The sequence below is a fragment of the Micromonospora citrea genome (assembly GCF_049629545.1).
GTDB classification, from domain to species: Bacteria; Actinomycetota; Actinomycetes; order Mycobacteriales; family Micromonosporaceae; genus Micromonospora; species Micromonospora citrea_A.
Genome location: NZ_JBNADX010000030.1, coordinates 38487 through 60985 on the forward strand (window position 1 = coordinate 38487; position 22499 = coordinate 60985).

Sequence of the window (22499 nt, forward strand, 5' to 3'; positions counted from 1 at the left end):
ATCGGATCGTCGGCGGGGCACCGGGAAGCCGACGAGGCGTGGCGACGAGGAGGTCACGATGCCACGGTGGATCCGGGACAACGCGTTGAGCGTGACGATGCTGGGGGCGTTCGTCGTCTTCCTGGCGTTGCAGAGCGTCTTCGGCTGGCAGACCCACAACGAGGAGCTGACTGAGTACGGCGCCGCGCCGATCGACTGGCTGGCATACCTCGGCAGTGGGCACTTCGCCGAGTCCGTCTTCGAGAACTGGGAGTCGGAGTTCCTCCAGATGGGCGGGTACGTGCTGCTCACCGCCTACCTGGTGCAGAAGGGCTCGGCCGGGTCCAAGCCGGAGGACCAGACCGACCGCCCCGAGGACGACGCCCGCCGGGCCGGCCCGGGCTCCCCCTGGCCGGTACGCGTCGGCGGCCTCCCGCTGGTCGTCTACCGCAACAGCCTCTCCCTGGCTCTGCTGCTGATCTTCCTCGGCTCGTTCGTCGGCCACCTGCTCGGCGGGCTGGCCGAGTACAACGAGCAGCAGGCTCTCTCCAGCGGCGCAGCGCCGATCAGCGCGTGGGAGTTCCTCGGCAGCAGCGAGTTCTGGTTCCAGTCGATGCAGAACTGGCAGAGCGAGTTCCTCGCCGTCGGGGTGCTGATCCTGCTGAGCATCGTCCTTCGTCAGCACGCCTCGCCGGAGTCCAAGCCGGTCACCGCGGCGCACGCGCAGACCGGCGCCTGAGCCGGCGGCTGCCCGTCGCTCAGGCGGCCACCGGCAGCCGCTTGGCGAAGCAGACGCTGTACGGGTTGTCGACGTACTCGCCGTAGACCGGGATGGGCTCGTACCCGCAGGAGGTGTAGAGCCCGATCGCGGCCGGCAGGTACACGCCGGTCTCCAGGCAGACCACCGAGTGCCCCTGCTGGAAGGCCAACTCCTCCAGCGCGGTCAGCAACTGCCGGGCGATCCCCCGCCCCCGGTAGGCCGGCCGGACGTACATCCGCTTCAGTTCGCCGGTGGTGGCGTCCAGCGACTGGATGCCACCGCAGGCCACCGCCCGGCCGTCGACCACCACCGCCAGGTAGCGGATGTCGTCGTGGGTGACGGTGACCTGTCCGTCCAGCCCTCCGTCGGCCTCGCGCAGCTCCCGCTGCTGGGCGACGACGAGGGTGTCGATCTCGGGATCGGTGGCGGGACGGGACTCGATCAACATCCGCTCACGGTAGGTCGCGTCCGTTTCGCGGAGGTTTCCGGCGGGCGACCCGGACGCGACGGGGACCGGGCTACTCCCAGTCTTCGTCTTCGTCGTCGTCGGCGGCGTCCGCCTCGGCCGCCGGTGCGGCCTCCACCTCGTCCTCGGGACGCTGCCGGCGCGCCTTGCGGGCGGCCAGCCGCTCCGCCGCCGACGCCCGGGTCGACTTCTCCTCCAGCCGGACGTCGGTGCCCCGGTTGCCGGGGACGAAGTCGGCGCCGGCGTAGAGGGTGGGCTGCCAGTCGAACTCGCGCTCCCCGATGCGCACCAGGTCGCCGGGTTGGGCGCCGGCCTTGGCCAGCTTCTCCTCCACGCCGAGGCGGGCCAGCCGGTCGGCGAGGAAGCCGACGGCCTCGTCGTTGTCGAAGTTGGTCTGCCGCACCCAGCGCTCGGGCCGCACACCCCGCACGGTGAACGAGCCGTCCGGCTCGGCCTCGATGGTGAAGCCCTGGTCGTCGACCGCCTTGGGGCGGATCACGATCCGGGTCGGCTCGGCCGGCGGCGCGGCGGCGCGGGACTGCTCGACCAGTTCGGCCATCGCGTACGTGAGCTCCTTGAGCCCTTCCCGGGTGGCCGTGGAGACCTCGAAGACGCGGAAACCGCGGGCCAGCAGGTCGGGCCGGACGATCTCCGCGAGGTCGCGCCCGTCCGGCACGTCGATCTTGTTGAGCGCGACGAGACGGGGCCGGTCGGTGAGTCCGCCGTACTCGGCCAGCTCGGCCTCGATGGTGTCGATGTCGGCCAGCGGGTCACGGCCGGGCTCCAGCGTCGCGGTGTCGACCACGTGCACCAGCACGGCGCAGCGCTCGACGTGGCGGAGGAACTCCAGGCCCAGACCCTTGCCGGTCGCCGCGCCCGGGATCAGGCCCGGCACGTCGGCGACGGTGAAGGTGTGGTTGTCCACCCGCACCACGCCCAGGTTGGGCACCAGGGTGGTGAACGGGTAGTCGGCGATCTTCGGCTTGGCCGCCGAGATCACCGAGATCAGCGAGGACTTGCCGGCGGACGGGAAGCCGACCAGGCCGACGTCGGCGACGCTCTTGAGCTCCAGCACCACGTCCAGCCGGTCGCCGGGCTCGCCCAGCTCGGCGAAGCCGGGGGCCTTGCGCCGGGCGTTGGCCAGCGAGGCGTTGCCCCGGCCGCCGCGCCCGCCGCGGGCCGCCTCGAAGGTGGTGCCCACGCCGACCAGGTCGGCCAGGACCGTGCCGTCGAGGGTCTGCACGACGGTACCGTTCGGGACCTTGATCACCAGGTCGCGGCCGTTGGCCCCGTCCCGGTTCGAGCCGGCCCCGCCCTTGCCGTTCTCGGCCTTGAGGTGCGGGCGGAAGTGGAAGTCGAGCAGCGTGGTCACCTGCGCATCGACCACCAGCGAGACGCTGCCGCCGTGCCCGCCGTCGCCGCCGTCCGGTCCACCGAAGGGCTTGAACTTCTCCCGGTGGATGGAGACACAGCCGTGCCCGCCGTCGCCGGCCTGCATGTGCAGGACGACCCGGTCAACGAACGTCGTCACGACGCCAATCCTTCCAGCGAGGTTCTCCCCCGCACGCGAAAATGCGAAGCGGGCCGGGACCCGAGGTCCGCGGCCCGCAACGCTTCAGAACTACTGCTGCGGCACGATGCTGACGGTCTTGCGACCACGCTTGGTGCCGAACTGGACCGCACCGGCGGCCAGCGCGAAGAGCGTGTCGTCGCCACCGCGGCCGACCAGGTCACCGGGGTGGAACTTGGTGCCACGCTGACGGATGAGGATCTCACCCGCGCTGACGACCTGACCACCGAAGCGCTTCACGCCGAGTCGCTGGGCCGCGGAGTCACGGCCGTTACGCGAGCTGGACGCACCCTTTTTGTGAGCCATTGGAGGACGACCTACTTCCCGCTGGAGATGCCGGTCACCTTGACCTGGGTCAACGGCTGGCGGTGACCCTGGCGCTTGTGGTAGCCGGTCTTGTTCTTGAACTTGTGGATCCGGATCTTCGGGCCCTTGGTGTGCGCGGCGATCTCGCCGGACACCGCGACCTTGGCAAGCTTCGCCGCGTCGGTCACCAGGTCGTCACCGTCGACGAGGAGCACCGCGGTGAGCTTCACCGCGTCGCCGGGGGCACCGGCGAGCTTCTCGACCTCGATCACGTCGCCCTCGGCGACCTTGTACTGCTTGCCGCCGGTCTTGACGATCGCGTACATCGGAGGCGGACTCCCTGTCGTTGAGGCTGCTGGCGGTCGTTCCCACGGCGACTCGCCGGGTAGCAGTGACACCGGCGGCGCGGGCACGCGGGAACTCGGCACACCAAAGTGCGCCGCAGGAAAGAGTACGCCATGGACCGGCCGACACCCAAACCGGCCCCGCCGGTCAGCGGCCGCAGAGCTGGTCGAGCCGCTGCTGGAGGCGGTCCAGCTCGGTCTCGTCGATCGACTCGACATCGGTGCCGAGCGTGCCCACCTCGGTCGCGAGGTCGGTCAGCAGGGTCTTCAGCTGCGGGTCGGTGGCCTTGGCGGACTGCTGCCGCAGCGCCGTCCGCCACGTGGTCAGCGCCGATTCCGCCCGCTTCCGGGCGGTTTCCGCCCCGGTGCTGTCGTTCGCGCCGACCGCCGCGATCATCTTGCCCAACTCCTCGACGTACGTCCGCACAGCCGTCGAGGAGGCCGCCTCGGCCTCGGCACAGACCTGCGGGCCGTTGCCACCCGCCGGCGCGACACTGACCGGGGCGGACGGCAGGACGGTCGAGACGGTGGACGGCCCGGCGGGGCCGGCGGGGGCGGCCTCGTCGGCCCGGTCGCCGGAGCAGCCGGAGCCGGTCAGCAGGACGGTGGTCACCACGGTGGCGGCGAGCAGGCGGCGCATTGTCTTCTCCTAGCCGGGGGTGACCGATCGTAGCCGGGCCGGCCGGACGCGACAGGGCCCCTCCCGCCGGCACTGCTGCCGGGGAAGGGGCCCTGTCGGACGTCGTGCGTCAGCCGGTCACGGGCGGGTACGCCGACGGGCGCCGCCGCGGCGGGACCGACGCCGGCCGGTGCCGCCCTCGCCGCTCTCCTCGTCGGTGTCGCCGTCGCCCAGCGCGTCCGGGTCGTCCGCCCCGGCCAGCCGGGCCGACTCGCCCTCCTGGGCGTCCGCGACGGCCGGCGCGGCCGCTGTCTCCGACTCGTACCGGGACAGGTCGTAGCCCATGGTGTCGTGGTACTCGGCTTCGGTGGCGGGGGCGGCGACCTCGGGGGCCTCGGTCGTCTCCACCACCGTCCGCTCGGCCGCGGCGCCCTTGCGGGCGCGTCGACGCGTCGTCGTGGCGGGCTGCTCGGCCGACGTGGGGGCCGCCGACGAGGCGACCGCCTTGACCTTCTCCCCCACGCCGCCGGAGCGCGGCTTCTCCGGCACCGGCTCGGTGTGGATGACCAGGCCGCGGCCCTTGCAGCACTCGCAGGGCTCGCTGAACGCCTCCAGCAGCCCGGCGCCGATCCGCTTGCGGGTCATCTGCACCAGACCGAGCGAGGTGATCTCGGTGACCTGGTGCTTGGTCCGGTCCCGGCCCAGGCACTCGGTCAGCCGGCGCAGCACCAGCTCACGGTTGGACTCCAGCACCATGTCGATGAAGTCGATCACCACGATGCCGCCGATGTCCCGCAGCCGGAGCTGGCGGACGATCTCCTCGGCCGCCTCCAGGTTGTTGCGGGTGACCGTCTCCTCCAGGTTGCCGCCGGAGCCGGTGTACTTGCCGGTGTTGACGTCGACGACGGTCATCGCCTCGGTCCGGTCGATCACCAGCGAGCCGCCCGAGGGGAGGAAGACCTTGCGGTCCAGCCCCTTGATGATCTGCTCGTCGATGCGGTACTCGGCGAAGACGTCCGAGGTGCCGACGTGCCGGCGCAGCCGGGCGACCAGATCGGGAGAGACGTGCGACAGGTACGACTCGACCATGTCGTACGACTGCTCGCCCTCGATGACCAGCTCGCGGAAGTCCTCGTTGAACAGGTCCCGGACGACCCGGATGACGAGGTCGGGCTCCTCGTAGAGCAACACCGGGGCGCCACCCTCGGTCGCCTTGGCCTGGATGTCCTCCCACTGCGCCTGGAGCCGCTTGACGTCCCGGGCCAGCTCGTCCTCGCTGGCGCCCTCGGCAGCCGTGCGGACGATCACCCCGGCGCCGTCCGGCACCAGCTTCTTCAGCACGTCGCGCAGCCGCTTGCGCTCGGTGTCGGGCAGCTTGCGGCTGATCCCGGAGGCGTTGCCGTTGGGCACGTAGACCAGGTGCCGGCCGGAGAGCGCGATGTGGCTGGTCAGCCGGGCGCCCTTGTGCCCGATCGGGTCCTTGGTGACCTGCACCAGCACCGAGTCGCCGGAGCGCAGCGCCTGCTCGATCGAGCGGGCCCGCCCCTCCAGGCCGGTGGTGTCCCAGTTGACCTCACCGGCGTACAGCACGGCGTTGCGGCCGCGCCCGATGTCGACGAAGGCCGCCTCCATGCTGGGCAGGACGTTCTGCACCTTGCCGAGGTAGACGTTGCCGGCCATGGTGCCGGAGGAGTTGCGGGTGACGTAGTGCTCGACCAGCACACCGTCCTCGAGGACGGCGATCTGGGTACGGTCGCCGCGCTGACGCACCGCCATCACCCGGTCGACCGCCTCCCGGCGGGCCAGGAACTCCGACTCGCTGAGGATCGGCGGGCGGGTACGCCGCTGCTCGCGACCGTCCCGGCGGCGCTGGCGCTTGGCCTCCAGTCGGGTCGAGCCGGAGACGCCCTGCACCTCGTCGACTGCCTTGCGCGGCTCGCGGATCTTGACGACGGTCGGCACACCGTCGTCGGCGCCCCCCTCGGCGTCCCCGGCGCCCCGGCGGCGGCGACGGCGCCGGCGGCGGGTCATCCCGTCGCCCTCGCCCTCCTCTTCCTCGCCCTCCTCGGTCTCGGCCTCCTCGGCCTCGACCTGGGCGGCCTCCTCGCCCTCCTCCTCGTCGGCCTCGTCGGCGCCACCCTTGCCACGGCCACGGCCCCGGCGACCACGACGACGACGGCGACGACCGGCGGCGGTCTCGTCCTCGTCCTCGTCCTCGGTGGCGGCCTCCTCGTCCTCGGCGGTGGGCTCCTCCTCCTCGACCTCGGCGGCCTCCACCGGCTCGGCCTCGCGACGGCCACGGCGGCGACGGCGGCCGGTCTCGGCCGGCTCCTCCTCGGCGACCTCGGCCACCGGGCCGGGCTCGACCACCCGGAAGGTCGGCAGCTCCTCCGGCTGCGGGGCCATGAAGAGCACGGTCGGCGCGGCGATCGCGGCCCGGCGCCGGCGGGTACGCGGCTCCGGCTCGGTCCGCTCCGCCGGCTGCTCGCCGCCGGGCACGCTCACGCCGGGCGGGACCTCGCCGGCCCGGCTCTCGGCGCCGGACGCGGCGACGGCCGGCACGGCGGCCCCCGAGTCGGTGGCGGCCGGCTCGGTGGCCTCGGCCTGCGCCGCGGTCCCGGCGAGCTCCTCCTCGGTGAGTTCCTCGTCGGCGGCGGTGGGCTCGGTGGGGGCCGCTGCCTCGACGGCCGGCTCCTCGGTCTCCACCGCCGGGGTCACCACCTCGACGGGCTCGCCGGACGGGGCGAGGACCTCGGCGGTCGACGGCGCCTCGGCGGGGGTCTCCACGGCCGGGGCGGCGGTCTTGCGCCGCCGGGTACGGGTCACCTTCACCGGCGGTACGACCTCGGCGGAGGTCTCCTCGGCGGAGGTCGCCACGACCGGCTCCTCGGCCGCCTTCGCGGGTGTCGCCTTGCGCCGGCGACGGGTGGTCTTCGGCGCGGTGTCCAGTTCACCGGCGACCGGGGCGATCACCTCGGCCTGGCGCGTCTCGTCCGTGGCGGACGCGGCGGCGGTGGGCGCCTCGGCGGGCGCCTCCGCCGGCTCCGGCTGGCTCAGCGGGGCGACCTTGCGCCGGGTGGCGCGGCGACGCTTGGGCGCCTCCGCGGCCTCGGTCGGCGGGGCCTCCGGGCTGCTGCCGGTGGTGGTGCTGTCGGCGGTGTCGCCGGCCGGCTGTGAACCGGTCCGTTCGCCACCCTCGGGCTCGTTCTCGAGCATGGAGGTTCTCCAGTTCTGGCTGCCCCGGGCGCGGGTGAGCGCTGCCACGCAGGGTCGCCGCAAAAGTGTTTCCGCCGGGCGCGCGAGGTGCGCGACCGCCGAAGTCTGCCTGCCTGGAACACCGACCGACGGTCAGTGTTCCCCGATGGATGCCCCGTCGCGGTCCGCGTCCAACGGATCCACGATCTCGCCCTGCGCGGTCAACGTGCCCTGCGCCAGCCGGATCACCCTGGGCGAGACCGGCGGCTCCAGGTCGGCCACCACGCGGAGGCCGGAAAGGACGTCATCGGGCCGTACGGACGGGGTGACCTGCCGCACGACCAGTTCGAGTATCGCACACGACACGCCCGGGGCCCCGGAAGGCGTCTCCGCAGAGCCGATCACATCGATGCTCATGACGGCGGCTCGGGCGTCGAAGGTGCGTCGGCCCTGCTTGGTCATCCGCTCGACCGACACCTCTTCGGCGGCGGTGAAGGCGGCCACCGCGCGCTCCAGCACGGCCCGCTCCACCTCCGGCAGCTCGATCCGCCAGTGCGAGGCCTCGATCCGGTCGGCCAGGCTGCCCCCTTCGGCGACCACCGCGTCGAGCACGTCCAGGCCGGGCGAGAGCGCGGCGTCCAGCGCGGCGCGCAGCTGCTGCGGGTCGACCGGCTCGCGCAGGCCGATCTCCAGGTACTCGGCCTCGCTGGCCACCCCGGTGGGGGCGGCGCTGGCGTACGAGATCTTGGGGTGCGGGGTGAATCCCTGGGAGAAGGCGATCGGCACCCCGGCCCGCCGCAGCGCCCGCTCGAAGGCGCGGGCGAAGTCCCGGTGCGAGGTGAACCGCAACGGCCCGCGCTTGGCGTACCGGATCCGGACGCGCTGGACGACCGGCGCCTGCCCGCCCTCTGGTTGAGGCTTTCTGGCGATCGTGAACTCCTCGGGTGCTACCTGCGTGTCCGCCCTATCCTGGCGCAGTCGTCCGTCCGACCCGTAGCCGGGGCGGTCGGAAATCCCGGGAAGTCCGGGAAACCGGTCGTCGGGTACATCCGGACGCGCTCGTGGCCGGCACGGTGACGCAGAGGTCACGGTGCCGGCCACGAGTGGGACGCCGGCTCGGCCCGTCAGGAGGCCCGCCCGACGGCGGGCCGTGTCCCGGTGCGGGCGCTCCCCCGCCGGCGACCTCCGGGATCAGCCCTGGTCGCAGCTCAGGCGCGGGTTCCAGACGGCGAACATCCCGTCCGGGTTGTCCAGCCAGAGCCAGACGTGCAGGTCGTAGTGGACCGGCATGCCGGGCTCGTGGCCCGGCATCGGCCCGTCGAACGGCACCCCGTACAGCGTGGGACGGTCGTCGTCGGTGGCCAGGTCCTGGTCCGCGTCGACGCTCATGTACTCCACCCCGGCCAGCCGCAGCCCGGCGGGGCCGGGGGAGTAGAGCAGGATCTCCGGCCGGGTGATGTCGAAGACCCCGTCGTGCATGTTCGCCTCGTTGACGTAGTGGTAGCCCATCCCCCCGACGCCGGGCAGTTCCGCGCAGTGCGGAGCGGGTGCGAAGCCCTCGGCGACCGCGGTGGCCACGTCGTGGTAGCGGGCGGTCGCCGCCCTGGTCACCGCCAGGTCGACCGACGTGCTGCCGGGGGCGGTGCGGCCGATCGGGCCGCCCGGGTTGGTGGGTGCGGCGTGCTCAGCGTGAGCGGAGGCCGAGGAGGCCCCGACCGCGGCGGCGGTGGCTCCCAGGCAGACGGCGAGCAGGCTCGACGTGATGCGGTTCATCAGTGCTCCTCATCGATTCGTGGACGTGGTCGGGGGTCGGGGCCGGGCCGAACCGGCCGGCCGGGTCGTAGCTGCCGCTGATCCGGGCGAGGCGGGCCCGCTCCACCGGCCCCCAGGCGGCGTACGCGGTGCCCGGTTCGGCGGCCGCGCCGTGGAAGTTGGCCAGTGCGGTGGCCGCCGCGTACGGCTGCACCGCGTCGATGACGTCGCGGACCACCGCCGGCACCACCTGTTCCAGCCCCGGCATCAGCGGCGCGGTGGTGAACAGCGAGAAGGCGCCCTCGCGCCCGCTGACCGCGTTCGGCACGGCGGCGGGTCGGGCCATCGCACCCCCCAGCAGCCGAAGCTCCACCATCGCCAGCGGAACGTCGACATCGGGGCCGGCCACCGTGAGAAGGGCGTCGACCGCCTCCGCCGGCAGGTCCCGGAGCACCACGCCGGCCTCGTGCGTCGGCATCGGGTCGGTGGGGTCGGCGTGGATCGCCGCCATCTCCGTGAACGGCATCTCCACGACGGTGTCGATCAGCGCGGTGCCGGCCGACCGCATCGGCGCCAGCAGCCGGGCCCCCTCCGCCTCGTCTCCGAGGTGGGCGAAGCGCAGGTGGACCACGAACTGGCCGCGCAGCGGCTCGGGCAGGTGCGGCAGCGGCGGCAGGCGGAGCAGGGCGATCGAGGTGCTGGCCTGCTCCGGCAGGGTCGGCGCCCACGACCGGAAGGCGTGCAGGACGTCCGCGGCGGCCGTGGCCGGGAAGTAGATCCCGCCCCCGTACAGGCGCGACACCGGCACCAGGTCCAGTTCGACCGCGGTCACCACGCCGAAGCGGGCCTTCCCCGCCCCGCGCAGCGCCCAGAACAACTCCGGATCGTGGTCCGCGTCGACCGTCCGCAGCTGCCCGTCCGCGGTCACCACCTCCAGCCGCCGGACGTGGTCGGCGGCGAAGCCGTACGCCCGGGACAGCACCCCGAGCCCGCCACCGAGGGTGAAACCGACCGCGCCCACCAGCGGGGACGAGCCGCAGAGCGGGGCCAGGCCGTGCCGCGCCGCCGCCTCGATCACCGGCTGCCAGGTCACCCCGGCCTCCAGCCGTACGGTCCGGTGCTCGGGGTCCACCCGCAACCCGGTCATCCGGCGGGTGCTGATCAGGACGCCACCGTCCGCCGCGGCCAGTGGCCCGTGTCCGGTGGCGTGCACCGCGACGTGCAGGCCCTGCCGGCCCGCCCAGCGCACGGTGGCGACGACATCGGCGGCGTCGACTGCCCCGACGACCACGGCCGGGCGGTGGACGACGCTGGTGTTCCAGGCGGCGATCTCCGGCTCGAAGCCGTCGTCCCTGGGCAGGTACACGGGTCCGCGGACCCGCTCGGCCAGGGCGGCGGCGTCGACGAACGTTGACACGATTGCTCCTCGGGGTCGGGGCGCCGGTCGAGATGGACCGGGACGCCGGATGACCCTGACGGTGTCAGCCGCCTCTTGGACCCACCTTGCCGTCGGCTAGGGCCGCCGCTCCAAGTACGGGCCAAGCGTCGCCGGAGGGACCGCCGAGCTCAGCCGAGGTCGTCGAGCTGCCGACGGCTCGCCTCGATGAGGTGGGCGACCCCGAGCCCGCGGTGGGCGGCCAGGCCGGCGCGCGCGTGTGCGAGGGCCTCCTCCGCGCGCCCCATCCGCCGGGCCAGGCCGGCGAGGACGTAGCGGTTCGAGCCCCAGGTGACTCCGCCCGTGCCGACCGTGACGAACGCGTCGCGGAACGGCAGCAGCGCGTCGTACCGCACGGCGGGATCGGGTACCCCCATCCGGGCGGCCACCAGCGCCCACTGGTAGCTGACGATGTCCCACGCCCAGTCGCGGCGGACCGCGGTGCCCCACCGGTCCATCAGCTTGCCGGCCAGCGGCTCGTCACCCGACTCACAGGCGGCCAGCACCACCGTGGGGCGCAGCAGCTCCAACCCCGGCTCGTCGGCCGCGACCACCAGCTCGTCCAGCAGATCGCCCGGGCGGCCCTGGAACCGGCGGCTCGTGTAGAGCAGCATCAGCCGGATCCACTGCGCCCCCCACATGCTGGTCCGCCGGTGCTCGCCGACCGCATCGGCGATCAGCCGTTCGGCCTCGGCCCACCGGCCGTCGACGAGGGCCCGACCGGCGGTGGCGTAGGTGACCTGAGCGACCAGCTCCGGCATCCGGACCTCGGCGAGCAGATCCCGGCAGCGAGCCAGATCGATGTCGTACGCGGACAGCTCGCCCCGGTTCATCAGCACCATCATCCGGTGCATCCGCGCGATGATCTCCACCCGACGGGGCAGCGGCCCCAGGGTGAGCATCTCGCTCGCGGCCCGCAGTCGCGGCTCACCGCGGTCCGGCGTCCACGCTGCCACGCAGTAGTTGTTCAGCGTCCGCGCCAGCAGTTCGACGTCCCCGCTCTCCCGGGCCAGCGCCACGGCCTCCTCGGCCATCCGCTCCCCGTCCGGTTGCCGGTCGCCGTAGAAGAGCTCCACGCCGAGCGTGCCGAGCAGTTCCGCCCGGCGTACCCGCTCGGTCGGGTCGAGCCGGTCGACCTGACGCTCCAGGATGGTGACCATGCGCTGGTCGACGTGCCCGTAGGACCGCCAGTTCCAGAGCGTGACGCCGCCGAACACGGTGGCCGCCTCGGTGACCAGCGCGTCGTCGCCGAGCCGGGTGCCCAGCCCGACCGCCTCGTCCAGCACCGCCCGCGCGCCGACGACATCACCGGTCAGCCGCCGGGCCCGGCCCAGCTCGATCAGCACCTCGCAGCGTTGCCGCGCCGCGTCGGCCACCGTCGGGTCGAGGGCGCCGAGGGCAGCCTCCAGGAACGCGACGGCCTCGTCGTAGGCGAGCTGGGCCGCGGCCAGGCGGGCGGCGCGCCGCCCGTAGGTCACCGCCTTGTCGGCCGCGCCGATCCGGGCGGCAGCGGCGAAGTGGTGGGCCAGCAGGCCGGTGACGGCCGGTTCGTCGGCCGTCGGCAGCGTCTCCAGGGCCTCGCCGACCCGCCGGTGGATCCGGGCCCGCTGCAACCGGTTCAGCTCGGCGTAGAGCGCGTCGCGCACCAGCGCGTGCGCGAAGCGGTAGTCCCACCGGCCGGGCACCTCGACCAGCAGCCCGGTCGCCACCGCCGGCTCCAGCAGGCCCATGACCTGCTCGTTGTCGATGCCGGCGGTGGTCTCCAGCAGGACCACGTCGACGTCACGGCCGATGACCGCCGCCGCGCGTAGCAGCGCCTGCGTGCCGTCCGGCAGCCGGGCGACGCGGCGGCTGATGACATCGCGGACACTCTCCGGTACCGCCGACTCGGCCGCCACGTCGGCGCTGCCCCAACCGTCCGGATGCTCGCTGCTCAGCAGGCGCAGCAGTTCCTTCAGGTAGAACGGGTTTCCGCCGGTGCGCTCGTGCAGCGCCCGGACCACCTCCGGACGGGCCGCCACGCCGGTGTCGAACCGCAGGTAGTCGGCGACGTCCCGGTCGGTGAACGGCTGCAGCCCGATCCGTTCGACCCCCCGCACGTTGGCCAGTGCCCCGAGCACCTCGCGCAGCGGCTGGCCCAGGTCGCCGGGTTCGGAGCGCAGGGTGGCGAGGACGAGCACGGGCAGCCGGTTCAGTTCCCCCGCGACGTGCCCGAGCAGCAACAGCGAGGCGGCGTCGGCCAGGTGCAGGTCGTCGATCACCAGCAGCAGCGGACCGTCGGCCGCGGCCGCCCGGAGCACGTCGGCGACCGTCTCGTGCAGGGCGAACCGGGCGGCGTCCGGGTCCTGGGCTCGCCACGGCGACTCCGCCCGGCCGGTCAACGCGTCCACCAGCGGCTCGGCGCCCAGCCCGGGCCGTACCGCCCGGAGGATCTGGATCCAGGGCCAGAAGGCGGGCGCGGCACTGCCCTCGACGCACCGGCTCCACACCGTCGTCAGTCCCTCCTCGGCGGCCTGGTCGGCGGCCCGTTCCGCGAAGACCGTCTTGCCGACCCCGGCGCGGCCGGAGACGAGCAGCAGACCGCCGCGTCGCGTCCGGGTGGCGGCGAGCCGCTCGGCGACCCACTCCAACTGGGTCGCCCGGCCCACCACGTCTGCCGGTCCCGACGGGGAGGTCACCTCCCGCGCTCCCGCGGCGGCCTGCACGGCGGGAGATCGGGGTGCGGCGGCGACGGTCAGGTCGGGGTCCTGGCGCAGGATCGACTCGTGCAGCGCACGCAGCGGGGGCCCCGGCGGCAGCCCCAGTTCCTCGTCCAACACCTGCCGTGCCTGCCGGTACGCGTCCAGCGCCTCGGCCTGCCGACCGTCGCGGTACAGCGCCAGCATGAGCTGGGCCCAGGACCGTTCCCGGAACGGGTCCCGGTCGAGCAGCGTACGGGCCTGGGCGGCCGCCGGACCGTTGCGCCCCAGGCACAGCCACGCCTCGGTCAACTGCTCGGTGGCGTCGTCCCGGAGGCTGTTGAGCCGGCTGATGGTCGGCCGGGCGAACGCCTCGTCGGCGAACTCGGACAGCGGGTCGCCACGCCACTCGTCGAGCGCCGCCAGCAGGGCCTCGCTGGCCGGTCCGGTCGCACCGGACTCGAGCAGGCCGCGGGCCACCTCCAGCCGGTCGGTGAAGCGGAGCGCGTCCACCTGCCCGGGTTCGACGGAGAGCAGGTAGCCGGGCTCCCGGGTGAGCAGCACGCGGGGCGCCGACCGGGGCGGCCGGTCCGGTTCCAGGATCCGGCGGAGCTGGGAGATGTACGCCTGAAGCGTGCCGGTCGCGCTGGACGGCGCCTCGTCCGCCCAGAGACTGGAGATGATCCGGTCCAGCGGGACCACCCGCCCCGGGTCGAGGAGCAGGACCGCGAGCACCGCCCGCTGTTTGCGGGTGCCGAGGTCCAGCGGCTCGCGGCCGGGTCCGAGCACCGCCAGCGGGCCGAGCAGCCGGAAGTCCAGCGACGGACAAGGCGCCTCGGCTGCGCCTCCTCCCGGCATCCCGGCCCCTTTCGTCAGAGTTCACTGACCAGCCAGTGCCGGAGCGACCCGTCTTGCCTGGTGGCGGCAATGTTATGCCGGCCCGGAGGGGGCCCGGTAGCGGCCGTGAAGCCGTGCGCGGCCAGCCAGGTGGCCGGTCCCGGACAGTCCCCGGTGATCCGGACGAAGAGCTCCCGCGCACCATCCGCGCGCAGCGCCCGGCAGAGATCGGCCAGCAGCCGGCGGCCGAGGCCCCGCCGACGGAACGGGACGTCCACCGCGAACGCCGGCACCCACGCGGACGGTTCGCCCAGTCGGTGGATCAGCAGGCAGGCGGCGGCCGGCGCCTGGCTGCCGTCGCTGGACACGTCGGAGAGGGTGACCACCCGGACGCCGGTGGGCGGGATCGGGCGGATGCCGCCCAGGCACCGGTCGAGCATGCCGAGGGCGGCCGCCGCCTGGCCCGGTTCATGGGTCCGCAGCAACAGCGTGCTCGCCTCGGGTACCTCGTCGTGGCGCATGCCCGACACGGTGCCGGCCGCCGCTTGGGCCGCACTTGTACGGCGGCTGTGGTGATCAGCCGGTACGACGGCCCGAACGGCACCACCGACCACCACCGGCCACGCCGTACTACCCGGCGGCGCGGTCCCCGGCGGGCACCTTCAGACCGTTGACCGGGGTCAGCGGGAGCAGCTTCCTCCCGGTCGGGCCGATCTGGATCTCGGTGTCCATCGACGGGCAGACGCCGCAGTCGAAGCACGGGGTCCAACGGCAGTCGTCCTGCTCGTACTCGGCGAGGGAGTCCTGCCAGTCCTGCCAGAGCCAGTCCTTGTCCAGGCCGGAGTCGAGGTGGTCCCAGGGCAGGACCTCCAGCTCGTCGCGCTCCCGGGTGGTGTACCAGTCGAGGTCGACACCGAAGGTCGGCAGCACCTCGTCGGCGGCCTCCACCCAACGGCGGTACGAGAAGTGCTCGCTCCAACCGTCGAAGCGGCCGCCGTTCTCCCAGACCTTGCGGATCACCGCGCCGACCCGGCGGTCACCGCGGCTGAGCAGGCCCTCGATCAGCGACGGCTCGCCGTCGTGGTACCGGAAGCCGATCGCCCGGCCCAGCGACCGGTCCGCGTTGATGGCCTGCTTGAGCAGCTTGAGCCGGCCGTCGATGACCTCCGGCCGCTCCATCGACGCCCACTGGAACGGGGTGTGCGGCTTCGGCACGAAACCGCCGATGGAGACCGTGCAGCGGATGTCCTTCGAGCCGGTGGCGGCCCGGCCAGCCCGGATCACCTCGTGCGCCATGTCCGCGATCTCGAGGACGTCGGCGTCGGTCTCGGTGGGCAGGCCGCACATGAAGTAGAGCTTCACCTGCCGCCAGCCGTTGGTGTACGCGGTCACGACGGTACGGATCAGGTCTTCCTTCGACACCATCTTGTTGATCACCTTGCGGATCCGCTCCGACCCGCCCTCCGGGGCGAAGGTCAGACCGGTGCGCCGCCCGTTGCGGGACAGCTCCTGCGCCAGGTCGATGTTGAAGGCGTCCACCCGGGTCGACGGCAGCGACAGGGAGACGTTGGTGCCCTCGTACTGCTGGGCCAGGCCGGAGCACATGTCGCCGATCTCCGAGTGGTCGGCCGACGACAGCGACAGCAGACCCACCTCGTGGAAACCGGAGAACTCCAGCCCCTGCTGCACCATCTGGCCGACGGTGGTGATCGAACGCTCCCGCACCGGGCGGGTGATCATGCCGGCCTGGCAGAACCGGCAGCCCCGGGTGCAGCCACGGAAGATCTCCACCGCGTACCGCTCGTGCACCGTCTCGGCCAGTGGGACGAGGGGCTTCTTCGGGTACGGCCAGGCGTCCAGGTCCATCGTCGTGCGCTTGTGCACCCGGAACGGCACGTCCGGGCGGTTCGGCACGACCCGCTGGATCCGGCCGTCGGGCAGGTAGTCCACGTCGTAGAAGCGCGGCACGTAGACGCTCTCGGTGCGGGCCAGCCGCAGCAGCAGCTCGTCCCGGCCGCCCGGCGAGCCCTCGACCTTCCACTGCCGGACGATCGTGGTGATCTCCAGGACCGCCTCCTCGCCGTCACCGAGCACGGCGGCGTCGACGAAGTCGGCGATCGGCTCCGGGTTGAACGCGGCGTGGCCGCCGGCGACGATCACCGGGTCGGCGTCGGTACGGTCGGCGGCGAGCATCGGGATGCCGGCCAGGTCGATCGCGGTGAGCAGGTTGGTGTAGCCCAGCTCGGTGGAGAACGAGACGCCGAACACGTCGAAGTCGCGCACCGAACGGTGGGCGTCGACGGTGAACTGCGGCACGCCGTGGGCGCGCATCAGCTTCTCCAGGTCCGGCCAGACCGCGTACGTCCGCTCGGCGAGCACGTCGGGCAGCTCGTTGAGCACCTCGTAGAGGATCTGGACGCCCTGGTTGGGCAGGCCCACCTCGTACGCGTCGGGGTACATCAGCGCCCAGCGCACGGTCGCCGCGTCCCAGTCCTTGACCACCGCGCCCAGCTCGCCGCCGACGTACTGGATGGGCTTGGTCACCTGGGGCAGCAGCGGCTCCAGCCGGGGCCAGATCGAATTGGCCGCGGCGGGGCGCGGCGTCGTGGACGGGGCACTCATGATGCCCAAGGGTACGCGTCCACCGGCCGGCGACCACGGCGCACCGTACGGCCCTGTCGGGGGGCCGACGGCCGGGCCGGGGCGGGACGCGGATCGCGGAGGTTGGCACGCCGGTACTAACCTCGGACCGGCGCGAGAGGAGATTGCCGCGATGCCGCAGCCGCAGCCGGGTCCGGACCGGCCGGCCGAGGGGAGCACGCCGGCCACCGACCCGGGCCGGGAGCCGGCCGTCGCCGACGAGCCGACGCCCTCTCCCGTACCCCCGCAGGCCGGGCCCGGCACGGGCCCGGAGGGCACCCGTGAGCTGCCCGCCGACCAGGTCGGGGCCACGTCGCCGGCCGACGCGCGGCCGACCGCGCCGGTGCCCGCCGAGCCGGCCGACGGGCAACCCGACCGGCCGGACGAGCCCGTCGCCCCGGAGCCGAGCCGGGCCGAGCCCGTCTCCCCGGCCGCACCCGCGCCCACCCGCGTCGACGCCGCCGTCCCACCCGACGCGCCGGACCCCACCCGGGTCGAGCCCGTCTCCCCCGCCGCACCCGCACCGACGCGTGTCGACGCCGCCGTCCCGCCCACCCGGGTCGAGCCCGCGCCGGACGGCACCCGGGTCGATCCGGAGCCGCCGCCCGTGCCGCGCTGGAGCGGCTCGGCCCCGGTGCCGCCCCCGCCGCCGCGCAAGCGCACCTGGGGCGAGTCGGCCGAGCCCACCCCGGTCCCGCCGCCACCCCCGACCGACCTGCCCGAGCACCGCGCCCCGGTCGATCCGTGGGCAGGCGCGGACACCGGCTCCTGGGAGCTGGACCACCCGCTCCCACCGCTGCCGCCCACGCTGTCCTATCCGACGCCGCCGGCCACCCGCCCCTACCAGGCCACGCCGCACCACCAGGCCACGCCCGCGCCGCACCACCCGGTGTCACCGCCCGCGCCGCACCACCCGGTGTCACCGCCCGCGCCGCACCACCCGGTGTCACCGCCCGCGCCGCACCGGGCCGCGCCACCGCCGGCCCACCCGTACCCGGCTCCGCCGGTGCCCCGTCCGGTCTCGCCGCCGCCCCGACCGGCGCCGCCCCCTCCCGCACCGCCGGCGACCCGGCCGCCGAAGCAGCGCCGTGGTCGGCGTCCGGAGCCGGTGACGCCGCCGCCGGGCTGGCAGGCCCCCAAGGGGTACGTCCCGGTGCCGGTGCGCAAGCGGCGGCGCTGGCCCTGGGTGCTCCTGCTCAGCCTGGCCTGCTGCTGCGGCTGCCCGGCCTGGTTCGGCAAGCCGATGTGGGATCAGTACCCGGTCGACGCCGCCCTGCCCGGCCAGGTGGCCGACCTGACGCTGCGCGACGACACCGGCAGCACGGCGACCGCGAAGCGTCTCGAAGCCGAGGTACGCGGGGCGCACCTGATCTCCGAGGACGTCTTCGCCGGGGTCTACCGCACCGGCGACGGCAAGCAGGTGACGGTGTTCGGCGCGACCGGCTTCCGGATCACCCCGGAGTCGGACGCCGACGACGAGATGACCCGGCTGACCGGCACGTACGGGCTGGGCGGTCCGGAACAGGTGGACACCGGCGTACGCGGCCGGCACGGCCGCTGCGCGACGGGCCGCTCGGACGGCGACGACGTGGTGGTCTGCACCTCGGTCGACCACGGCAGCATCACCACGGGCGTGTTCACCCGGCTCTCGGTCGACGACAGCGCCCGCCTGCTGGACACCCTGCGCGCCGAGATCATCACCCCGAGCCAGGGCTGACCGGGTCGGGTCAGGCGGCGGACTCGCCGGGGGTGGGCTCGCCCCGCTTGGGCGCGTAGCGGGGGACGTACTCCTGGCCGGTGAGCTTCTGGATCTCGGCCATGAGTTCGTCGGTCATCGCCCGCAGCGAGGTGCGGTCGTCGGGCCGGCCGGTGAAGTCCAGCGGCTTGCCGAACCGAACGATGATCTTCGCCCGGCCCGGTCGCGGCACCCGCGCGCCGATCGGCTGGGCCCGGTCGGTGCCGATCATGCCGACCGGGATGATCGGCACGCCGGCCGCCACCGCCAGCCGGGCCGCCCCGGTACGCCCCCGGTAGAGCCGCCCGTCCGGGGAGCGGGTCCCCTCCGGGTACACGGCGACCAGATCGCCGCCCTTCAACGCGGGGATGGCGGCGTCGAACGCGGACAGCGCCGCCCGACCGCCGGCCCGCTCGACGGGGATCGCGCCCAGGCCGGTGAGGACGAACTTGGAGAGGACGCCCTTGGGGCCGGTGCCCTTGAAGTACTCCGACTTGGCCCAGAAGGCCAGGTGCCGGGGGACCACCGTGCCGAGGAAGAGCTCGTCGGCGACCGAGAGGTGGTTGCCGGCGAAGATCGCGCCCCCGGTCTCCGGGATGTGCTCCAACCCCTCCACGGTCGGACGGAAGGCCAACCGGAGCGCGGGCGCCACGGTGAGCTTGCCGATGGTGTAGAGCAGCGGCACTGGTCCTCCGGCGGTCGTACGTGAACAGGCGGTGTCACGGTAGCGGACGCGCGCGCCCCCCACCCATCCGGTGGCGCGGGATCGCAGCAGGTGGTCCGGCGGCGCGGACGCCACCGGACCACCTCGCTCAGCAGGTCATACCCGCCGGACGACCACCGTCACCCGCTCGCCCTCACCGACCTCGCCGGCGAAGCCGTCGACGCCCTCGGCGAAGTCGACGGTGTCGGCCAGCACCTCCCGGGCCACGAAGTCGCGGTACGCCGACACGGCGGCCCGGACCTCCTCGGAGCCCGACAGCGCCACCACGATCCGGTCCGAGACGTCGAGGTCGGCGTCGCGGCGCGCCTGCTGCACCACCCGGACCACGTCGCGGGCCAGCCCTTCGGCGGCCAACTCCGGGGTGACCTCGGTGTCCAGCACGACCACGCCCTCGCCGCCGGGAAGCGGCGCGGAGTGCTCGGCGTCGGCGGCGACCAGGCGCAGCTCGTACTCACCCTCGGCGAGGGTGACCCCGGCGGCGACCGGAGCGCCGTCGACCAGCTCCCACTCCCCCGCCTTGACCGCCTTGATGACCTGCTGCACCTGCTTGCCGACCCGGGGGCCGAGCGCGCGGGGCACCACGGTCAGCACCTGCTGGCAGTAGGTCTGCACCTGCTCGGAGAACTCCACCGCCTTCACGTTGACCTCGTCGGCGACCAGGTCGGCGAAGGGACGCAGGTTCGCCGCGACCGGCGAGGCCACGGTCAGCGTCGACAGCGGCAGCCGCACCCGCAGCCCCTTCGCCTTGCGCAGCGACAGCGCCGCCGAGCAGACGTCGCGCACCGCGTCCATCGCCGCGACGAGGTCGTGGTCGGCGGGGAACTCCTCGGCGGACGGCCAGTCGGTCAGGTGCACCGACCGCTCGCCGGTGAGGCCGCGCCAGATCTCCTCCGCGGTCAGCGGCGTCAGCGGCGCCAGCACCCGGCAGAGCGTCTCCAGCACTGTCCACAGCGTGTCGAACGCCTCGGCGTCGCCGGACCAGAACCGGTCCCGGGAGCGGCGCACGTACCAGTTGGTCAGCGCGTCCAGGTAGGACCGGACGGTGGCACAGGCGCCGGAGATGTCGTAGGCGTCCATCTGCGTGCCGACCGTCTCGACCAGTTCGCGCGTCTTCGCCAGCACGTACCGGTCGAGCAGGTGCGTCGAGTCGGTGCGTCGACGGGCGGTGTGGCCGTCCGCGTTGGCGTAGAGCGAGAAGAAGTACCAGACGTTCCAGAGCGGCAGCAACACCTGGCGCACCGCGTCCCGGATGCCCGCCTCGGTCACCGGCATGTCGCCGCCGCGCAGCACCGGCGAGGACATCAGCATCCAGCGCATCGCGTCCGAGCCGTACGCGTCGAAGACGTGGTACACGTCCGGGTAGTTGCGCAGGCTCTTGGACATCTTGCGCCCGTCGGAGCCGAGCAGGATGCCGTGGCTGAGGCAGTTGCGGAACGCCGGCCGGTCGAACAGCGCGGTGGCCAGCACGTGCATGGTATAGAACCAGCCGCGGGTCTGTCCGATGTACTCGACGATGAAGTCGCCCGGGTAGTGGTGCTCGAACCAGTCGCGGTTCTCGAACGGGTAGTGCACCTGGGCGAACGGCATCGAGCCGGATTCGAACCAGCAGTCCAGCACCTCCGGCACCCGGCGCATCATCGACCTGCCGGTCGGGTCGTCCGGGTTGGGGCGGACCAGGTCGTCCACCGCGGGCCGGTGCAGGTCGGTCAGGCGTACGCCGAAGTCCCGCTCGATGTCGGCGAGCGAGCCGTACACGTCGACCCGGGGATAGGTCGGGTCGTCGGACTTCCACACCGGGATCGGCGAGCCCCAGAACCGGTTCCGGCTGATCGACCAGTCCCGGGCGTTGGCCAGCCACTTGCCGAACGAGCCGTCCTTGATGTGCCCCGGGGTCCAGTTGATCTGCTGGTTCAGCTCGACCATCCGGTCCTTGAACTGCGTCACCGCGACGAACCACGACGACACCGCCTTGTAGACCAGCGGGGTGTCGCAGCGCCAGCAGTGCGGGTACGAGTGGGTGTAGGTGTCCTGCTTGAGCACCACCCCCCGCTCCTTCAGCTCCCGGATCACCGGCTTGTTGACGTCGAAGACCTGCTCACCCTGGTAGGGCGGGACCAGCGCGGTGAACCGGGTGTGGTCGTCGACGGTCACCACGGTCGGGATGCCGGCCGCGTTGCACACGTTCTGGTCGTCCTCGCCGAAGGCCGGGGCCAGGTGGACGATCCCGGTGCCGTCCTCGGTGGTGACGAAATCCGCGCCGAGCACCTGGTACGCGTTCTCCCCGGCCTGCTCGACCAGGAAGTCGTAGAGCGGCGTGTAGCGGCGCCCGACGAGGGCCTTGCCGGTCACCCAGCCGACCTGCTCGTACCCTTCCAGCTCCTTGGCGTACGCGCCGAGGCGGGACTCCCCGACCAGGTGGCGCTGCCCGTCGCGCTCCAGCACCGCGTACCGGATGTCGGGGCCGACGGCGAGCGCCAGGTTCGACGGCAGGGTCCACGGCGTGGTGGTCCAGACGCCCAGCTTCACCGGGCCCCGGACCAGTTCCGGCGCGGTGTCGTCCGGGGTCAGCCCGAACCACACCGTCAGCGTCGGGTCGTGCCGGTCCCGGTAGACGTCGTCCATCCGGGTCTCGGTGTTCGACAGCGGCGTCTCGCAGCGCCAGCAGTACGCCAGCACCCGGAAGCCCTCGTAGACCAGGCCCTTGTCGTGCAGGGTCCTGAAGGCCCACATGACGCTTTCCATGTAGTCCAGGTCGAGGGTCTTGTAGTCGTTGGCGAAGTCGACCCAGCGGGCCTGCCGGGTGACGTACCGCTCCCAGTCCTGGGTGAACTCCAGCACCGAGGTGCGGCAGGCCTCGTTGAACCGGGCCACGCCGAGGTCGAGGATCTCCGCCTTGCTGGTGATGCCGAGCTGCTTCTCGGCGACCACCTCGGCGGGCAGGCCGTGGCAGTCCCAGCCGAAACGCCGCTCCACCCGCCGACCGCGCATGGTCTGGTAGCGCGGCACCACGTCCTTGACGTAGCCGGTGAAGAGGTGGCCGTAGTGCGGCAGGCCGTTGGCGAACGGCGGGCCGTCGTAGAAGACGTACTCGTTCTTGCCCTGGTCACCGGCGGGGCGGGCCTCGACGCTGGCCTCGAAGGTCTTGTCGGCCGTCCAGTGCTCCAGCACCCGGCGCTCGACCGCGGGCAGGTCCGGGCTCGCCGGGACACCGGCGGCGGTCGGGTCGTGCAACGGATAGGCCATCGGGGGTCGCTCTCCTCAGCAGCTCTCACGGTGTCGTGGGTCTGCGAGGACGAGCCGTTTCCGGGTACGCCGTCACCGGCGCCCCCGGGGCAGGCCCGCGGTACCACCCCGCTTGACGGTCAGGATCGACCGCCCGCTCGTTGGCCGGCTGTGACGGGCCGGACCCGTCCGGTTCTACTCGGGCCGGGGCCCTTTCTTCCGGAGGCTCACCGGTGA

General features: G+C 73.3%; 16 protein-coding genes. 2 read left to right on the forward strand and 14 right to left on the reverse strand.

Going from position 1 to position 22499, the window contains the following annotated elements; translation table 11 throughout:
• The first annotated feature begins 58 nt into the window (after positions 1-58).
• Entirely contained in the window at positions 59-718 is a 660-nt protein-coding gene (locus tag ACPFP2_RS25670) for a DUF6766 family protein (protein WP_424092187.1), read from the forward strand.
• Between the two features lie 19 nt (positions 719-737).
• Here ACPFP2_RS25670 and ACPFP2_RS25675 read toward each other — a convergent pair whose 3' ends face one another.
• The 12 genes from ACPFP2_RS25675 to ACPFP2_RS25730 form a co-directional block, all read right to left on the reverse strand.
• A complete protein-coding gene (locus ACPFP2_RS25675; RefSeq protein ID WP_424092189.1) occupies positions 738-1187 on the reverse strand; it encodes a GNAT family N-acetyltransferase in 450 nt (149 codons plus the stop codon).
• A 70-nt stretch (positions 1188-1257) separates the two neighbouring features.
• Positions 1258-2736, reverse strand: coding sequence for a GTPase ObgE (obgE, locus tag ACPFP2_RS25680; RefSeq protein WP_424092191.1), 1479 nt, complete (start codon positions 2734-2736; stop codon positions 1258-1260).
• A gap of 90 nt (positions 2737-2826) precedes the next feature.
• Entirely contained in the window at positions 2827-3081 is a 255-nt protein-coding gene (gene rpmA / locus ACPFP2_RS25685) for a 50S ribosomal protein L27 (protein ID WP_088975624.1), read from the reverse strand.
• A gap of 11 nt (positions 3082-3092) precedes the next feature.
• The gene (rplU, locus tag ACPFP2_RS25690; protein ID WP_018787289.1) at positions 3093-3407 is read right to left on the reverse strand and encodes a 50S ribosomal protein L21; all 315 of its coding nucleotides are present in this window, start codon (positions 3405-3407) and stop codon (positions 3093-3095) included.
• A gap of 166 nt (positions 3408-3573) precedes the next feature.
• Positions 3574-4065: a hypothetical protein gene (locus tag ACPFP2_RS25695; RefSeq protein ID WP_424092193.1), complete on the reverse strand. Its 492-nt coding sequence runs from the start codon at positions 4063-4065 to the stop codon at positions 3574-3576.
• A gap of 117 nt (positions 4066-4182) precedes the next feature.
• A complete protein-coding gene (locus ACPFP2_RS25700; RefSeq protein WP_424092194.1) occupies positions 4183-7260 on the reverse strand; it encodes an Rne/Rng family ribonuclease in 3078 nt (1025 codons plus the stop codon).
• Positions 7261-7392: 132 nt separating this feature from the next.
• Positions 7393-8112 carry a TIGR03936 family radical SAM-associated protein gene (locus ACPFP2_RS25705; RefSeq protein ID WP_424092239.1) on the reverse strand — a complete coding sequence of 240 codons (720 nt, stop codon included), beginning with the start codon at positions 8110-8112 and terminating at the stop codon, positions 7393-7395.
• Positions 8113-8430: 318 nt separating this feature from the next.
• The gene (locus ACPFP2_RS25710; protein ID WP_424092196.1) at positions 8431-9012 is read right to left on the reverse strand and encodes a hypothetical protein; all 582 of its coding nucleotides are present in this window, start codon (positions 9010-9012) and stop codon (positions 8431-8433) included.
• Positions 8924-10408, reverse strand: coding sequence for an FAD-binding protein (locus tag ACPFP2_RS25715; RefSeq protein ID WP_424092198.1), 1485 nt, complete (start codon positions 10406-10408; stop codon positions 8924-8926). The genes ACPFP2_RS25710 and ACPFP2_RS25715 overlap by 89 nt, the downstream gene beginning before the upstream one ends.
• A 149-nt stretch (positions 10409-10557) precedes the next feature.
• The gene (locus ACPFP2_RS25720) at positions 10558-13962 is read right to left on the reverse strand and encodes a BTAD domain-containing putative transcriptional regulator (RefSeq protein WP_424092200.1); all 3405 of its coding nucleotides are present in this window, start codon (positions 13960-13962) and stop codon (positions 10558-10560) included.
• Positions 13963-13976: 14 nt separating this feature from the next.
• Positions 13977-14462: a GNAT family N-acetyltransferase gene (locus ACPFP2_RS25725; protein ID WP_424092202.1), complete on the reverse strand. Its 486-nt coding sequence runs from the start codon at positions 14460-14462 to the stop codon at positions 13977-13979.
• Between the two features lie 109 nt (positions 14463-14571).
• Positions 14572-16563 (reverse strand): TIGR03960 family B12-binding radical SAM protein, encoded by a 1992-nt coding sequence (locus tag ACPFP2_RS25730; protein ID WP_424092204.1) that lies wholly within the window; start codon positions 16561-16563, stop codon positions 14572-14574.
• Between the two features lie 151 nt (positions 16564-16714).
• Between ACPFP2_RS25730 and ACPFP2_RS25735 the strand changes: the two genes are divergently transcribed.
• Entirely contained in the window at positions 16715-18298 is a 1584-nt protein-coding gene (locus ACPFP2_RS25735; protein ID WP_424092206.1) for a hypothetical protein, read from the forward strand.
• A 10-nt stretch (positions 18299-18308) separates the two neighbouring features.
• Here ACPFP2_RS25735 and ACPFP2_RS25740 read toward each other — a convergent pair whose 3' ends face one another.
• Together ACPFP2_RS25740 and ileS are read right to left on the reverse strand one after the other, a co-directional pair.
• Complete coding sequence (locus ACPFP2_RS25740; protein WP_424092208.1) at positions 18309-19001, reverse strand: lysophospholipid acyltransferase family protein; 693 nt, start codon at positions 18999-19001, stop codon at positions 18309-18311.
• A gap of 135 nt (positions 19002-19136) precedes the next feature.
• Positions 19137-22283 (reverse strand): isoleucine--tRNA ligase, encoded by a 3147-nt coding sequence (gene ileS, locus ACPFP2_RS25745; RefSeq protein ID WP_424092210.1) that lies wholly within the window; start codon positions 22281-22283, stop codon positions 19137-19139.
• Positions 22284-22499: the final 216 nt, after the last annotated feature.

Bases quoted from the DNA above. Each gene is read 5' to 3' on its own strand.
- ACPFP2_RS25735 (WP_424092206.1), top strand. From the start codon at position 16,715: ATGCCGCAGCCGCAGCCGGGTCCGGACCGGCCGGCCGAGGGGAGCACG.
- ACPFP2_RS25670 (WP_424092187.1), top strand. From the start codon at position 59: ATGCCACGGTGGATCCGGGACAACGCGTTGAGCGTGACGATGCTGGGG.
- ileS (WP_424092210.1), bottom strand. From the start codon at position 22,283: ATGGCCTATCCGTTGCACGACCCGACCGCCGCCGGTGTCCCGGCGAGC.
- ACPFP2_RS25730 (WP_424092204.1), bottom strand. From the start codon at position 16,563: ATGAGTGCCCCGTCCACGACGCCGCGCCCCGCCGCGGCCAATTCGATC.
- ACPFP2_RS25695 (WP_424092193.1), bottom strand. From the start codon at position 4,065: ATGCGCCGCCTGCTCGCCGCCACCGTGGTGACCACCGTCCTGCTGACC.
- ACPFP2_RS25700 (WP_424092194.1), bottom strand. From the start codon at position 7,260: ATGCTCGAGAACGAGCCCGAGGGTGGCGAACGGACCGGTTCACAGCCG.
- ACPFP2_RS25725 (WP_424092202.1), bottom strand. From the start codon at position 14,462: ATGCGCCACGACGAGGTACCCGAGGCGAGCACGCTGTTGCTGCGGACC.
- rplU (WP_018787289.1), bottom strand. From the start codon at position 3,407: ATGTACGCGATCGTCAAGACCGGCGGCAAGCAGTACAAGGTCGCCGAG.
- ACPFP2_RS25710 (WP_424092196.1), bottom strand. From the start codon at position 9,012: ATGAACCGCATCACGTCGAGCCTGCTCGCCGTCTGCCTGGGAGCCACC.
- rpmA (WP_088975624.1), bottom strand. From the start codon at position 3,081: ATGGCTCACAAAAAGGGTGCGTCCAGCTCGCGTAACGGCCGTGACTCC.
- ACPFP2_RS25675 (WP_424092189.1), bottom strand. From the start codon at position 1,187: ATGTTGATCGAGTCCCGTCCCGCCACCGATCCCGAGATCGACACCCTC.
- ACPFP2_RS25720 (WP_424092200.1), bottom strand. From the start codon at position 13,962: ATGCCGGGAGGAGGCGCAGCCGAGGCGCCTTGTCCGTCGCTGGACTTC.